Source organism: Brucella pseudogrignonensis (assembly GCF_032190615.1).
Classification (GTDB): Bacteria; Pseudomonadota; Alphaproteobacteria; order Rhizobiales; family Rhizobiaceae; genus Brucella; species Brucella pseudogrignonensis_B.
The window spans coordinates 1,573,339-1,586,302 of the sequence record NZ_JAVLAT010000001.1; the positions used below are offsets into that span (position 1 = coordinate 1,573,339).

Below are 12,964 nucleotides of genomic sequence, written 5' to 3' on the forward strand. Positions count from 1 at the left end.
TTTAAACGAAAGGCAAGGTAATATTTCGGGAAACGCTTCTGCGTTTTCTGCGTTACATAAAAGAACGATGTGCAGTGAGCCATCCCTGATGATGAATGGGGAAATTACTCGAATAGCCTTGAAAATGAGCCCATTCTGGAAAGCAAGGCCTGCTTATCTGGAATATGTGAAACGAGGCTAAAATAAGCACAGGACGAAAAGCAAAATTGATGCTGGTTCGCTTTGCGCTTCGCTCACCATGTGGTTAGACTACGTCCTGTTGTGTAACGCAAATGAGGTGTACCAAATGACTCTGCGTGTATCTGGAAAGCATATGGACGTCGGCGAAGCTTTTACGACTCGGATCGTTGACCGGGTTAATGATGCGGTCGGCAAGTATTTTGATCATGGCTTTTCCGGGCAGGTAACGGTCACCAAGTCCGGATCGCGCTACAGCGCAGATTGCACTTTGCATCTTGATAGTGGTGCCACTCTTCAGAGCACCGGAGATGCACAGGACCCGCAACTGGCGTTCGATGCGGCGGCTGACAAGATTGAAACCCGGTTGCGCCGTTACAAGCGCCGGCTGAAATCGCGTCCTGCCACTGCACCAAATGCGATCTATGATGATGTGGCATATCGTGTTATGGCACCGCTGTCGGAAGAAGAGGAGGACCTTCCGGTGGATTACGCGCCAACTATTGTTGCGGAATCGTCTGTTGCTCTTCGCACCCTCTCGGTCGCGTCGGCAGTTGTGGAACTTGACCTGATTGAAAACCCGGTTCTGGTGTTCCGCAATGCAGGCAATGATGAAGTTAATATCGTCTACCGTCGTGCGGACGGAAACATTGGCTGGGTTGATCCGTCAACGGTAACCCGCCAGTCCGCGCCACGCGCCTGACGGCAAACCTGAAGCGCACGCAGTGGATGCTGTCGTGCGCTTCCCTAAACCGGGCCTTAAATGGCTTGATTGAAGAAGGAACGGAGAGAATGGATCTTAGTGATCTGATTCAGCCAGGGGCGATTATCCCTGCGTTGAAAGCCAGCTCCAAAAAGCAGCTTTTGCAGATTTTATCTGAAAAGGCTGCGGAACTGACCGGTCTCCCTGAGCGTGAAGTTTTTGAAACAATTCTCCAGCGCGAACGCCTTGGTTCGACTGGCGTTGGTAATGGTATCGCCATTCCACACGGTAAGCTGGCGAGTATTGATAAGATTGCCGGAATTTTTGCGCGCCTTGAAACGCCAGTGGATTTTGAAGCACTGGACGATCAGCCTGTTGATCTCGTTTTCCTGCTTTTGGCACCGGAAAACGCGGGCGCTGACCACCTGAAAGCCCTGTCCCGCATCGCACGTATGTTGCGCGATGCCGATACAGTGGCCAAGCTGCGCGGCACACATGACGCGCAGGCGCTTTATTCATTTCTTAAAGCACAGCCAGCCACCAGCGCGGCCTGAGTTTGACGAATCTTGAATTTAAAAAAACCGCCGTTCCGGGAGAACGGCGGTTTTCTTATAACTAAAGTTGCCGCTTCGGCAGGTCTACTGCAAAGTGACTGTCCGCAGTTCGTGTTCCTGTGCCCCCTGAAGAGCTGTGGCTCGGACATCGGAGAGCACAATCGGCTCACCGCTCGCGCCAAACAGCGCCCAAATTTCTAAACCCGGAGCAATCGGTGGCAGCGCAGGGAAAGAGCGGGAGAGGTCGTCGGACCTGATCTTGCGCACATAGGCCAGTTCGCCTTCACCCAGATGCGCGAATTCACGATCAGTAAGAATATGTCTGTTCATCATCGTAGCCTCCGTTCTAGCGGCATATCATTTGCGATCATGGCGCTTAAGAGCTTAATAATTCTTTATAGCGGTCTTAGCATGAATCCAGTCTGAACCGGATTCAGTCTTTCACTGCTATATGAATACGTTTGATCAGCCGTTCTGGTTCAGGTCTATCAAGATCAATCGCCAGTAGACCGTTTTTCAGATCGCATGCCACAACCCGCATTCCGTCCGCCAAAACGAACACGCGCTGAAACTGTCGGGCAGCGATGCCGCGGTGCAGAAATTCGCGTTCGGTGTCGTCGGTCTGGCGTCCGCGGATAACAAGCTGGTTGTCTTCCGTCATGACTTCGAGATCGTCGCTGGCAAAGCCCGCAACCGCCAGCGTGATACGCAGGCGTTCAGAACCGGTCTCGCCGCGCAGGCGCTCGATATTATAGGGCGGGTAGCCTTCGCCGGATTTGGCAATTCGTTCCAGCGTCTTTTCCATCGTGTCGAATCCGAGCAGTAACGGGCTCGAAAACGGTGTCATTCGTGTCATTGCATCAGTCCTTATTGAAGCGACCGTTATGGAAAGCACCCTTGCGGCGTATCTTTCACTCAACTGATATGGCTTGTGAAAAGCCCGACTTCAAGAGCCGAATTTCGATTCCTTTCCTCAGTCTATCTTTAGATCGTAAATCAGTGATGCTGGAGGAAAAAGCTGGCAAAAGATGTGGAGAGCCTATCTTCTGGCCTGTGCCAGTGCATCACGAAAAGCGGTTGCGAAGCTTTCACGATCATCGGGATTGAGAAAACCACCAATAGGGACACGCTTCTCGCGGCTTTCGACATGCATCGACGTGATACCGAATTCTGGTTTGCGGGCAATCCTGAACCGCGACCAGAAGGGGTGAAACTCATGCGCAATCATTTTGCCGGAAGGCTCATATTTGCGGATATGTAGCGCTAAACGGGAGACGGATATTTCTTCCCGTGCATTGGCTGATCGATAGTTCCAGCGAAAGGCCAAATAAATTGCCAGCACATCCAGGCCGAAAAATCCGATGATTGGCCAAGCGCCGATTGACCAGAACAGGATACACACAAAAAGCCAGCATAGGATCAGCGCGCTCATCAGCACGCGAAAACCTGTTCGCCCCAGCGAGCAATAGGGCGTCAGCAGTGCACTGAAAATTGGTCTGTCAAAATTATCCGGATTTGCGCCGTCTGGATGTTGCATGGGGTCGACGTCCTGTGGGGGCTGCGTCAAGCTGCTAAGTTTTTTCCAAAGCCAAGTGCCAGTATAGAGACAAAATGGAAAACGCCAAAATCAAATCCCCCGTGAATGTTGCAACACCCGCTCGTCGTCCGCGCCGGGTGGCTGGCACGCTTTATACGGCGGATGAGATTCATGAGATTTTCCGTCGCTTTTCGATATTGCGACCTGAGCCGAAGGGCGAACTTGAGCATGTGAACGCTTTCACGCTGCTGGTGGCGGTGGTTTTGTCGGCACAGGCAACTGATGCTGGGGTCAACAAAGCGACCCGTGCACTTTTTGCGATTGCCGACACGCCGCAAAAGATGCTTGCGCTGGGCGAGGAGGCGGTCGGCAAATATATCCGCACAATTGGACTTTGGCGCAACAAGGCTAAAAACGTTATTCTTTTGTCAGAAGCACTGATCCGCGAGCATGGTGGTGAAGTGCCGGATGATCTCGATGCTCTGGTGAAATTACCAGGCGTTGGCCGCAAGACGGCCAATGTGGTTTTGAGTATGGCGTTTGGGCATTCCACCATGGCTGTCGATACGCATGTTTTACGTATCGGCAATCGCATGGGGCTTGCACCAGGAAAAACGCCGGAGGCTGTGGAAGCCATTCTGATGCGGGTGATCCCAAAGGAATATCTGTTCCACGCGCATCACTGGCTCATTCTGCATGGGCGCTATACGTGCAAAGCGCGTAAGCCAGAATGCGAGAAATGCGTCGTCGCCGATATTTGTAAATATCCGGGCAAAACCTGCGATGTTCCGGCAGCGCTTATTCCGCTACCGCCGCAGTTTTAGAACTTCACGCTGCGAAATCGCTTTGTGGAGATGAATCATCATCGCAGCCGCAAAGAGCGGTGTGAGCAGATTGACAATCGGGATTGCCAAGAAGCCAGCAATCACAAGTCCTGCGGCAAATATCGTGACACTATATTGCGAGCGTAGCGCCTTCGCTTCTGCTTCTGAGCGATAGCGCATGGCAGCAAATTCAAAAAATTCCCGGCTAAGCAAATAGGCGTTGATCACAAAAAAGGCGATCAGATTGATCCCCGGTATGAACAGCAAAAACAGCGCTATGATATTGCCGAGGATGACAACGCCTAAAAATTTGAGCGATGCTACGATGGAGCGCCCAAGTGGTAAGGCTGTTCCTTTAGGCTCGCCCGGATAATCCTCGCTCTCGACTACATCGGCAACGTCATCGAGAAAAATACCCGCCACTAGCGCTGTGACGGGCGCAATCATCAGCGCGAGCACGAGTGCGAGTCCCAAGCCTGCAACGATAGCGGCCACAATTCCAAGCCAGCCAGCCCATCCGGGCATACCGGGCAGGATCTGCTCCATCCACGGCCATGCGAAGGTAAAAAATAATTGACGAATTGCGACCCATAGACCGATCAGCAGCACGAGCGTCAGACCGAGCGTTTTCCACAAAACTGAGCGGAATTCCGGTGTAGGAAGACGTTTTAGAGCTTTTAATGCCGCTTCAAGGATCATTTTTTGTCCACTTTTCGCAATCTCATGACGTAAAAATAGGAAAGCGCAATGCGCTGCACAATATCCCAAACCCACAGTCCAAAAGTCTAAGTGGGTGGTCAAAGCACCGACAAAGCGTTAAACCGACCCCGATATTTCTGCCGCCAGCTTCGTCACTAAGTGACTGATGAAAACTGGCAGCTGATCAAAGGGGAGTCCAGACCAGCTCATGGCTACATTCGACGTACTTTGCATTGGCAATGCCATTGTCGATATTATTTCGCGCACCGACGATGCATTTCTTGAAACAAATGGCATCATCAAAGGCGCCATGAACCTGATTGATGGCGATCGGGCAGAACTGCTTTATAGCCGCATCAACGGTCAGGTTACGGAAATGTCGGGCGGAAGCGCAGGCAATACGGCTGCGGGCATTGCAAGCCTTGGCGGGCGATCTGCCTATTTTGGCAAGGTCGCTACAGATCATCTTGGCCGGGTTTTTGCGCATGACATTCGCGCACAGGGTGTTGCTTTCGATACACGCCCACTTGAAAAAGGGAGTCCAACCGCGCGTTCGATGATTTTCGTAACCGGCGACGGCGAGCGTTCGATGAACACCTATCTTGGTGCCTGTGTTGAACTCGGGCCGGAAGACGTAGAGAGTTCCAAAGTTTCTGATGCACGCGTCACCTATTTTGAAGGCTACCTCTGGGATCCGCCACGCGCCAAGGAAGCAATCGTTCTCGCTTCCAAGATTGCGCATGAACATGGCCGCAAGGTCGCGATGACCCTTTCTGATCCGTTCTGTGTTGATCGCTATCGTGAAGAATTTCTTGATCTGATGCGCAGCCGCACGGTCGATATTGTTTTTGCCAATGAAGACGAAGCCAAGTCGCTGTATCAGACAAAGACGCTTGATGAAGCAATCGAAGCGATCCGCAAGGATTGTGAATTGTCGATTGTCACACGATCTGAAAAAGGCGCGGTCGTTGTAACGCCCGAGCAGACAATTGAAGTGCCTGCTATCGAGATTGAAGAACTGATTGATACCACCGGCGCTGGCGATCTCTATGCCGCAGGATTCCTTTATGGCTATACGAAGGATCGTTCGCTCGAGGATTGCGCACGTCTTGGTTCACTCGCGGCTGGCATGATTATCCAGCAGATGGGGCCGCGTCCGCTGATTGACCTCAAGGCTGTGGCAACACAGGCCAAGCTCATTTAATCAGGGTACAATCCGGTCGCGCTTGAGCTCTTCCTCGGTGCGACCGGGACGACTTTTATAAACGGGCAGGTTCCAGCCGAAATAAAGCGCACCGCCACGCACGACGAAGGCAGTCAGTGCGGATGCAATTCCGGCATAAATGGGATCGATTCCGAACCGCTCCAGCAAGACATAAAGACATGCACCGGCAAGGGCCGCACTCACATAGATTTCACGCCGCATCAGTACGGATGGTTCACCCGCGACCATATCGCGCAAAATACCGCCAAGTGTTGCGGTGAAGATGCCGGTGACAATGGCAACCGATGGTCCGAAACCGAGTGTCAGGCCTTTTGCTGCGCCAACGACCGTATAGGCGGACATGCCGATAGCATCAAACCAGAGCAGCAGCCGGTAGCGCGATTCAACCAGATGCGCTGTAAAATAAACGAAGATTGCGGCTGAAGTTCCTGCCAGCAGATAAAACGGCTCGATCACCCAGAAAACCGGTGCGCCAAGAAGCAGATCACGGATGGTTCCTCCACCGATGCCGGTTATATTTGCAAGGAAGATGAAGCCGATAATGTCAAGCTGACGGCGCGAGGCGGCAAGCGCCCCAGTAGCCGCGAAGACAAAAACGCCTGCAAAATTTGCAAAATCAAAGACCGTCACGCGCTGGCCTCCCGGCTTCTTTGGAGCCAATATTCGAGAAATAAACACAAAAAGAAAGAGCGGCGAGGCGTCTCGCTGCTCTTTCTCCGATGTTTAAAATGAAGTGCCTGTTTATTCGGCGTTTCCTTCAGGTGCCGCATCGGCAGCAACCTTTGGTCCACCCTTGGAAACGCCAACCATCGCAGGCCGCAGCACGCGATCACCAATCGCAAAGCCCGCCTGAACAACCTGAACAACGGTGTTGTTTGGAAGCTCCGGATTCGGAACTTCAAACATCGCCTGATGGAAGTTTGGATCGAACTTCTGGCCTTCAGGATCGAGCTTCGTTACGCCGTGGCGTTCCAATGCCTGCAGCATCGCGCGCTCGGTCATTTCCACGCCTTCGGCGAGTGATTTCAGATTTGCGTCACTTTCCAGTGCATCCGCAGGGATCGCATCCTGTGCGCGGCGCAAATTGTCGGACACCAACAGCATGTCACGGGCAAAATTGGTAACTGCATAGCTGCGTGCGTCCTGCACATCGCGCTGTGTGCGCTTGCGCAGGTTTTCCATTTCAGCAACCAGACGCAACATCTGGTCTTTCAGTTCTGCATTGTCTGCCTCAAGCGCAGCAATGGTGTTGGCAGCGAGGTTCTCCGCGTCAACATTCTCTTCTTCGACCTCAGCGCGCGCTTCCGCTTTGCGGCTTTTCAGAAAATCGTCGGCAGCACGCTTCAGCGCATCACGATCACGAGGATTGTTGATATCGCGCTGCTCAAGATCGGGGGTTTCCGGTGTGTTTTTTTCATCAGCCATTTTGTGTCTTCCGTCTTGAAGTGTGTTTGAGCCGGATATCGAGTTTCGCGGCGCTAAAATCAAGGTCTAATTTGTTAGCCTTGTTAAGTCTTACAACTTAACGCAACAATCGCGATACAATTTGCGCTGTGTAATCGACCATCGGCACGATGCGCGCATAGTTAAGTCGGGTCGGGCCGATCACGCCAAGCGCACCAACAACGCGCTGTTCACTATCGCGATAGGGCGCCACTACCAGAGAAGAGCCTGAGAGAGAGAACAATTTGTTTTCCGAACCGATAAAGATTCGCACGCCCGAACCCGATTCAGCCAGATCAAGCAGCTGAATCATGCCGTCTTTTGTTTCGAGATCATCAAACAGATGACGCAGGCGTTCAATATCTTCCTGAGCATGAATGTTCTCAAGCAGATTGGCGCGGCCACGAACAATCAAACGCGCGGGTTGGTCAGACCCCGCGCCACTCCAGACGGCGATGCCTTGCTCCACCAGTTCTTGTGAAAGCTGATCGAGTTCCTGTCTGGTTTCTTGCGAAAGCTTTTCGAGTTCCGATTTTGCTTCCGAAAGCGTATGCCCGTGAATATGCGCATTGAGAAAGTTCGATGCTTCCACCAACTGCGACGCAGAAATTCCGACTGGCAGATTGATAACGCGGTTTTCCACATCGCCATTCTGCATGACGAGAACTGCCAATGCGCGGGTGGGTTCAAGACGCACAAATTCGATATGCTTGAGCGCACCCTCTGTTTTGGTGGCAAGCACAAGGCCCGCGCCGCGCGACAGGCCAGACAGAACCTGGCTGGCTTCTGTCAAAACGCTTTCGACCGAATTGTTCATCCCCGCCGAGCGCACCTGTGCTTCAATCGATGTGCGTTCATCAGCGCGCAGATCGCCCACTTCCATAAAAGCATCGACGAAGAAACGAAGCCCTATCTGCGTTGGCAGACGCCCGGCAGAAATATGCGGAGCATAAATGAGACCGAGTTGCTCCAGATCGCTCATCACATTGCGGATGGTCGCAGGGGAAAGACTGTGCGGCAACAGGCGCGATAGATTGCGGGAGCCGACCGGATCACCATCATTGAGATAGCTGTCAACAATCAGTCGGAAAATATCGCGTGACCGCTGGTCGAGCGAATTAAGCAGCTGATGTTCCGGTGATTTGATCATGGTCTTAGAGCGAAGCCTCTGAATTGCATGCTATAAATATAAGCGCACAACCCAAGGCGTCAAAGGCTTTGCGCCAATAATGACAGTTCTCTCAACATCTCTCTTGAAGGATCATGCGAAATTCCTTTCCATTCCTGCACGACAAGCCTAAAAAGCCGCAACGAAAAACGAATTGAGGAAATACAATGCGTCCATCCAAGCGCGCTGCTGATGAAATGCGTGCCGTCTCTTTCGAGCGCGGCGTCTCCAAACATGCAGAAGGCTCATGCCTCGTAAAGTTCGGTGACACCCACGTTCTTTGCACCGCAAGCTTAGAGGAAAAGGTTCCGGGCTGGATGCGCAATTCCGGCAAAGGCTGGGTCACAGCGGAGTATGGCATGCTGCCACGCTCGACCGGCGACCGTATGCGCCGCGAAGCAGCAGCCGGCAAGCAGGGTGGCCGCACGCAGGAAATCCAGCGTCTGATCGGCCGCTCGCTGCGCGCTGTCGTCGACCTTCAGGCATTGGGCGAATACCAGATCACGGTTGACTGCGATGTCATTCAGGCTGATGGCGGTACACGGACGGCTGCGATTACCGGTGGTTTTGTCGCCTTGCATGATTGCCTGCGCTGGATGGAAGCACGTCAGATGATCCGCATCGAAAAAGTGCTCAAAGACCATATCGCGGCCATTTCGTGCGGTATCTATGAAGGCCAGCCTGTGCTTGATCTTGACTATGCTGAAGATTCGGCTGCTGAAACCGACAGCAATTTCGTGATGACCGGCAAGGGCGGCATTGTCGAAATTCAGGGCACGGCTGAAGGTGCGCCATTCTCGGAAGAAGAGTTTGCGGCTCTCATGAAGCTTGCCCGCAGCGGCATTCAACAGCTCGTCGAGTTGCAGAAGGCAGCATTTGCCTGATAGTTTGGGGCTTCTCCTGTTTGTGAGAGGCTAGACGATGCAGGCAACCCGCATTCTTGAAACCGCGCTCTATGTTCGTGATGTTGCTGAAGCGATTGCGTTTTATCGCGACATTATCGGGCTTGAGCCGGTGGGCAAGGTGAGCGAACGCAATGCATTCTTCCGCTGTGGTGACGGCATCTTGCTGTTGTTCAAAGCGGAAGAAACGCTAAAACCACCTCTGCCGGGGTCGCTGCCGGTGCCACCACATGGGGCTGCGGGTCCGGGACATATATGTTTTGCTGCCTCACATCATGAAATCGATGATTGGCGCAGCTATCTCGAAAAGCACAACATTGCTATCGAGGCCGGTTTCGAATGGCCGAATGGTGCGCGTTCGATTTATTTTCGCGATCCTTCTGGCAACTCGCTGGAATTCGCCGAGCCGAAACTTTGGAGTTAAAGCATGATCCCGAAAAGTGGGTATCGGTTTTCGGATAAGATCACGCGTAAAAAGGTAGAACTGAAATGAGACACCTTGAAAAAGGCAAACTGATCGTCGCATCGCACAATGCAGGAAAGTTGCGTGAGTTCGATGGACTGATTGCGCCCTTTGGCTTTGAGGTCAGTTTTGTTGCGGCTCTTGGCTTGCCGGAACCGGAAGAAACCGGAACGACTTTCGAGGAAAACGCTTACATCAAAGCATTCGCTGCTGCGAAGGCAACCGGCCTGCCATCTCTGTCTGATGATTCCGGCCTGATGGTTGATGCACTGGACGGCGATCCGGGCGTTTACACGGCTGACTGGGCGGAGACCGAAGACGGCACGCGTGATTTTAATATGGCGATGCAGAAGGTTGAAGATCTTTTGCAGGAAAAGGGTGCAACCACACCGGACCAGCGTAAGGCGCGTTTTGTTTCGGTCATCTGCCTTGCATGGCCGGATGGCGAAGCTCAATATTATCGCGGTGAAGTGGAAGGCACGCTGATCTGGCCTCCGCGCGGCGATATTGGTTTTGGCTATGACCCGGTTTTCAAGCCGGAAGGCTACGAAAAGACCTTTGGTGAAATGACTGCTGATGAAAAGCATGGCTGGAAGCCGGGCGATGCGTCCGCACTTTCGCATCGTGCACGTGCTTTCAAGCTGTTTGCTGAAAAGGCGCTTGGTGTTGTTTCGGATGAGCTCGAATGAACCATCACTTTTCTCCATCCGCTGATATTTTGCCGATTGCACGCGCGGACGGAGAAACCGCGTTTGGTGTTTATGTGCATTGGCCGTTTTGTTTGGCCAAATGCCCCTATTGCGACTTCAACAGCCATGTACGTCATCAACCGGTTGATCAGGATCGCTTTGCGGCCGCCTTTAATCGCGAGATGGACACACTGCGCGCCCGCACAGGTTCGCGTACTGTCACGAGTATCTTTTTGGGCGGCGGCACGCCATCGCTCATGCAGCCTTCGACGGTTGGCAGTCTGCTGGATGGCATTGCCGCGCGCTGGTCGGTTGCTCCTGATATTGAAGTGACGCTGGAAGCCAACCCGACAAGCGTGGAAGCAGATCGTTTTCGCGGCTATCGCGCGGCGGGTGTTAATCGCGTCTCGCTCGGCATTCAGGCGCTGAACGCCCCTGATCTGCGTCGTCTCGGACGCATGCATTCGGTCGATGAGGCCAAGGCCGCAATCCGGCTGGCGCGTGAGATTTTCCCACGGTTATCGTTTGATTTGATCTATGCGCGGCCCAACCAGACGATTGAGGCATGGCGCGAAGAGCTGAAAGAAGCCATTGATCTGGCTGCCGATCATCTATCGCTCTATCAATTGACGATTGAGGAAGGCACGCAGTTCTATAATCTCTGGAAGGCTGGAAAGTTGACTACGCCAGAGCCGGATCATGCTGCGGCTCTTTATGAAGAGACGCAGAAGATCACGGCAGAACACGGCCTGCCTGCCTATGAGATTTCAAATCATGCTGTGCCGGGACGCGAGTCCCAGCACAATCTGGTTTACTGGCGTTATGGGCAATATGTTGGCATCGGTCCCGGTGCGCATGGGCGTTTTGTCGAGAACGGCACGCGCACGGTTACAATGACCGAAAAGCATCCCGAAACATGGCTCGAAAAGGTCGAGACCAACGGTCACGGCATCATTGAAGAAGAATATCTCAATGGCAATCAGGAAGGCGATGAGTTCCTGATGATGGGGCTGCGGCTGCGCGAAGGCATCGATCTTGCGCGTTATCAGCGGCTGACGGGACATGATATTGATCGCAAGCGCCTTGAACGGCTGATTGCATCAGGCATGATTGAAAAGATGGATGGTACTTTCATCCGTGCAACGCCGGATGGTTCGCTGGTGCTTGATGCACTCGTGGCCGATCTGGCTGCTTAGCGCATGTCGCGGAAAAGTGGGAACCGGTTTCCCGATAACGACATGCGAAAAGAAGGAATTTAGATGAGCGAATTTTTGGACGAGCAGAAACGCGAATTTGTTGTCGGTGGCACCGCCCAGCGTGCGCGCCCAATTGAACCCGCGCTCTATATCGTCTCGACACCTATCGGCAATCTTGGCGACATGACGCTGCGCGGGCTGGAAGTGCTGGCAAGTGCCGACATTGTTGCCTGTGAAGATACCCGCGTGACCCGTGTCTTGCTGGATCGCTACGGCATTGCGCGCCGCCCGATCAGCTATCACGAGCATAATGCTGCCGAAGCAGGCGCAAAGCTGATTGCAGCCTTGCAGGCTGGCAAGAGCGTGGCGCTGGTTTCCGATGCTGGAACGCCGCTTGTGTCCGATCCCGGTTTCCGGCTTGTGGGTGAAGCGCGTGAGGCAGGTATTCGCGTAGTGCCGGTTCCGGGCGCTTCCGCACTTCTTGCAGCCCTTGCTGCTTCCGGGCTTCCGACTGATGCTTTCATGTTCTGCGGCTTTCTGCCGGTCAAACACGGCCAGAAAACCTCCAAGCTCGAAAGCCTCAAGAATATCGACGCAACGCTGGTGTTCTATGAATCACCCAATCGTGCCGCCGCGACGCTTGCCGATATGGCTGATGTGTTTGGCGATGCGCGTGAAGCAGCGCTTTGCCGCGAACTGACAAAGGCCTATGAAACTATTGTCACCGCCACTCTGGGCGAGTTGAAAAAGCAATTTGATGGCGAAGATCGTATTCGCGGTGAGGTCGTGCTGCTCGTTGGACCACCAACAGGCGAGGCTGGACCGCAGAGCGAAGAAGACATCGACAAGCTGCTGCTTTCACTCTCGCAGGAATTGTCTCCATCCAAGGCGGCAGGCGAGGCCGCAAAGATGACCGGCGGGCAAAAGTCAGTGCTCTATCAGCGTCTGATGCAGTTGAAGGCGCAAGGTTGATGAGTGATTTCCGCGAGAAAAAGCGACTTGCTTTCTTTCGCGGACACAGCGCTGAACGTCTGGCGGCTTTCGCGCTGATGCTCAAAGGTTATCGTATCGTCGCGCGCCGCTATCGCACACGGCTAGGAGAAATCGATCTCATTGCCCGACGCGGCAATCTCATTCTTATTGTTGAAGTGAAAGCGCGGACCAGTGTGGAAGCGGCACATCTGGCCGTCACCCCGCAAGCCATGCGGCGGATCGAGGCGGCGGCGGATATGTGGCTGCAACGCCAAACGGATTACGCACAATTATCACTGCGCTTTGATCTCGTGGCTGTCTTACCACGACGCTGGCCAAAGCATGTGCCAGCATTTTTTACGTCGGGCAATTATAGCTAGTTGATTGATAATCCTACAAAAATTATGGGATA

The 12,964-nt window shown here is 53.3% G+C and carries 17 protein-coding genes; 10 read left to right on the plus strand and 7 right to left on the minus strand.

Annotated elements, in window-relative coordinates; all coding sequences use genetic code 11:
• Positions 1-286: 286 nt before the first annotated feature.
• The gene (gene hpf, locus RI570_RS07575) at positions 287-880 is read left to right on the plus strand and encodes a ribosome hibernation-promoting factor, HPF/YfiA family (protein WP_313827803.1); all 594 of its coding nucleotides are present in this window, start codon (positions 287-289) and stop codon (positions 878-880) included.
• An 89-nt stretch (positions 881-969) separates the two neighbouring features.
• Positions 970-1,434, plus strand: coding sequence for a PTS IIA-like nitrogen regulatory protein PtsN (gene ptsN, locus RI570_RS07580; protein ID WP_313827804.1), 465 nt, complete (start codon positions 970-972; stop codon positions 1,432-1,434).
• Between the two features lie 84 nt (positions 1,435-1,518).
• Here ptsN and RI570_RS07585 read toward each other — a convergent pair whose 3' ends face one another.
• The 3 genes from RI570_RS07585 to RI570_RS07595 form a co-directional block, all read right to left on the minus strand.
• Positions 1,519-1,764, minus strand: a complete 246-nt coding sequence (locus RI570_RS07585) for a DUF1150 family protein (protein WP_313828590.1) — start codon at positions 1,762-1,764, stop codon at positions 1,519-1,521.
• 103 nt (positions 1,765-1,867) lie between these two features.
• Entirely contained in the window at positions 1,868-2,290 is a 423-nt protein-coding gene (locus RI570_RS07590) for an Hsp20 family protein (RefSeq protein WP_313827805.1), read from the minus strand.
• A 183-nt stretch (positions 2,291-2,473) separates the two neighbouring features.
• Positions 2,474-2,971: a DUF2244 domain-containing protein gene (locus RI570_RS07595; RefSeq protein WP_313827806.1), complete on the minus strand. Its 498-nt coding sequence runs from the start codon at positions 2,969-2,971 to the stop codon at positions 2,474-2,476.
• A gap of 74 nt (positions 2,972-3,045) precedes the next feature.
• Here RI570_RS07595 and nth point away from each other — a divergent pair, with 74 nt between their 5' ends.
• Positions 3,046-3,795 (plus strand): endonuclease III, encoded by a 750-nt coding sequence (gene nth / locus RI570_RS07600; protein ID WP_313827807.1) that lies wholly within the window; start codon positions 3,046-3,048, stop codon positions 3,793-3,795.
• On the opposite strand, the gene RI570_RS07605 is transcribed toward nth, so the two are convergent.
• Positions 3,778-4,494, minus strand: coding sequence for a sulfate transporter family protein (locus RI570_RS07605; RefSeq protein ID WP_313827808.1), 717 nt, complete (start codon positions 4,492-4,494; stop codon positions 3,778-3,780). The two genes, nth and RI570_RS07605, sit on opposite strands and share 18 nt — an antisense overlap.
• A 208-nt stretch (positions 4,495-4,702) precedes the next feature.
• Between RI570_RS07605 and RI570_RS07610 the strand changes: the two genes are divergently transcribed.
• On the plus strand, positions 4,703-5,698 hold the full coding sequence (locus RI570_RS07610; RefSeq protein WP_313827809.1) for an adenosine kinase: 996 nt from the start codon (positions 4,703-4,705) through the stop codon (positions 5,696-5,698).
• Here RI570_RS07610 and RI570_RS07615 read toward each other — a convergent pair whose 3' ends face one another.
• The 3 genes from RI570_RS07615 to hrcA form a co-directional block, all read right to left on the minus strand.
• Positions 5,699-6,349 carry a trimeric intracellular cation channel family protein gene (locus RI570_RS07615; RefSeq protein WP_313827810.1) on the minus strand — a complete coding sequence of 217 codons (651 nt, stop codon included), beginning with the start codon at positions 6,347-6,349 and terminating at the stop codon, positions 5,699-5,701.
• A gap of 111 nt (positions 6,350-6,460) precedes the next feature.
• A complete protein-coding gene (grpE, locus tag RI570_RS07620) occupies positions 6,461-7,144 on the minus strand; it encodes a nucleotide exchange factor GrpE (RefSeq protein WP_313827811.1) in 684 nt (227 codons plus the stop codon).
• 97 nt (positions 7,145-7,241) lie between these two features.
• Entirely contained in the window at positions 7,242-8,312 is a 1,071-nt protein-coding gene (gene hrcA, locus RI570_RS07625; protein WP_313827812.1) for a heat-inducible transcriptional repressor HrcA, read from the minus strand.
• A 185-nt stretch (positions 8,313-8,497) separates the two neighbouring features.
• Between hrcA and rph the strand changes: the two genes are divergently transcribed.
• The 6 genes from rph (at position 8,498) to RI570_RS07655 (ending at position 12,932) form a co-directional block, all read left to right on the plus strand.
• Complete coding sequence (gene rph / locus RI570_RS07630; protein WP_313827813.1) at positions 8,498-9,214, plus strand: ribonuclease PH; 717 nt, start codon at positions 8,498-8,500, stop codon at positions 9,212-9,214.
• A gap of 37 nt (positions 9,215-9,251) precedes the next feature.
• Positions 9,252-9,656, plus strand: coding sequence for a VOC family protein (locus RI570_RS07635; RefSeq protein ID WP_313827814.1), 405 nt, complete (start codon positions 9,252-9,254; stop codon positions 9,654-9,656).
• Positions 9,657-9,721: 65 nt separating this feature from the next.
• On the plus strand, positions 9,722-10,384 hold the full coding sequence (gene rdgB / locus RI570_RS07640; protein ID WP_313827815.1) for an RdgB/HAM1 family non-canonical purine NTP pyrophosphatase: 663 nt from the start codon (positions 9,722-9,724) through the stop codon (positions 10,382-10,384).
• On the plus strand, positions 10,381-11,580 hold the full coding sequence (gene hemW, locus RI570_RS07645; protein ID WP_313827816.1) for a radical SAM family heme chaperone HemW: 1,200 nt from the start codon (positions 10,381-10,383) through the stop codon (positions 11,578-11,580). The genes rdgB and hemW overlap by 4 nt, the downstream gene beginning before the upstream one ends.
• A gap of 63 nt (positions 11,581-11,643) precedes the next feature.
• Positions 11,644-12,552: a 16S rRNA (cytidine(1402)-2'-O)-methyltransferase gene (rsmI, locus tag RI570_RS07650; protein ID WP_313827817.1), complete on the plus strand. Its 909-nt coding sequence runs from the start codon at positions 11,644-11,646 to the stop codon at positions 12,550-12,552.
• The gene (locus RI570_RS07655; RefSeq protein ID WP_313827818.1) at positions 12,552-12,932 is read left to right on the plus strand and encodes a YraN family protein; all 381 of its coding nucleotides are present in this window, start codon (positions 12,552-12,554) and stop codon (positions 12,930-12,932) included. Before rsmI ends, RI570_RS07655 begins: the two co-directional genes overlap by 1 nt.
• Positions 12,933-12,964 lie beyond the last annotated feature (32 nt).

Coding starts and splice junctions, on each gene's coding strand:
- hemW (WP_313827816.1), top strand. CDS start 10,381: ATGAACCATCACTTTTCTCCATCCGCTGATATTTTGCCGATTGCACGC.
- rsmI (WP_313827817.1), top strand. CDS start 11,644: ATGAGCGAATTTTTGGACGAGCAGAAACGCGAATTTGTTGTCGGTGGC.
- RI570_RS07635 (WP_313827814.1), top strand. CDS start 9,252: ATGCAGGCAACCCGCATTCTTGAAACCGCGCTCTATGTTCGTGATGTT.
- grpE (WP_313827811.1), bottom strand. CDS start 7,144: ATGGCTGATGAAAAAAACACACCGGAAACCCCCGATCTTGAGCAGCGC.
- hrcA (WP_313827812.1), bottom strand. CDS start 8,312: ATGATCAAATCACCGGAACATCAGCTGCTTAATTCGCTCGACCAGCGG.
- RI570_RS07585 (WP_313828590.1), bottom strand. CDS start 1,764: ATGAACAGACATATTCTTACTGATCGTGAATTCGCGCATCTGGGTGAA.
- RI570_RS07595 (WP_313827806.1), bottom strand. CDS start 2,971: ATGCAACATCCAGACGGCGCAAATCCGGATAATTTTGACAGACCAATT.
- RI570_RS07655 (WP_313827818.1), top strand. CDS start 12,552: ATGAGTGATTTCCGCGAGAAAAAGCGACTTGCTTTCTTTCGCGGACAC.
- rdgB (WP_313827815.1), top strand. CDS start 9,722: ATGAGACACCTTGAAAAAGGCAAACTGATCGTCGCATCGCACAATGCA.
- hpf (WP_313827803.1), top strand. CDS start 287: ATGACTCTGCGTGTATCTGGAAAGCATATGGACGTCGGCGAAGCTTTT.
- RI570_RS07590 (WP_313827805.1), bottom strand. CDS start 2,290: ATGACACGAATGACACCGTTTTCGAGCCCGTTACTGCTCGGATTCGAC.
- RI570_RS07605 (WP_313827808.1), bottom strand. CDS start 4,494: ATGATCCTTGAAGCGGCATTAAAAGCTCTAAAACGTCTTCCTACACCG.
- rph (WP_313827813.1), top strand. CDS start 8,498: ATGCGTCCATCCAAGCGCGCTGCTGATGAAATGCGTGCCGTCTCTTTC.
- ptsN (WP_313827804.1), top strand. CDS start 970: ATGGATCTTAGTGATCTGATTCAGCCAGGGGCGATTATCCCTGCGTTG.
- nth (WP_313827807.1), top strand. CDS start 3,046: ATGGAAAACGCCAAAATCAAATCCCCCGTGAATGTTGCAACACCCGCT.
- RI570_RS07610 (WP_313827809.1), top strand. CDS start 4,703: ATGGCTACATTCGACGTACTTTGCATTGGCAATGCCATTGTCGATATT.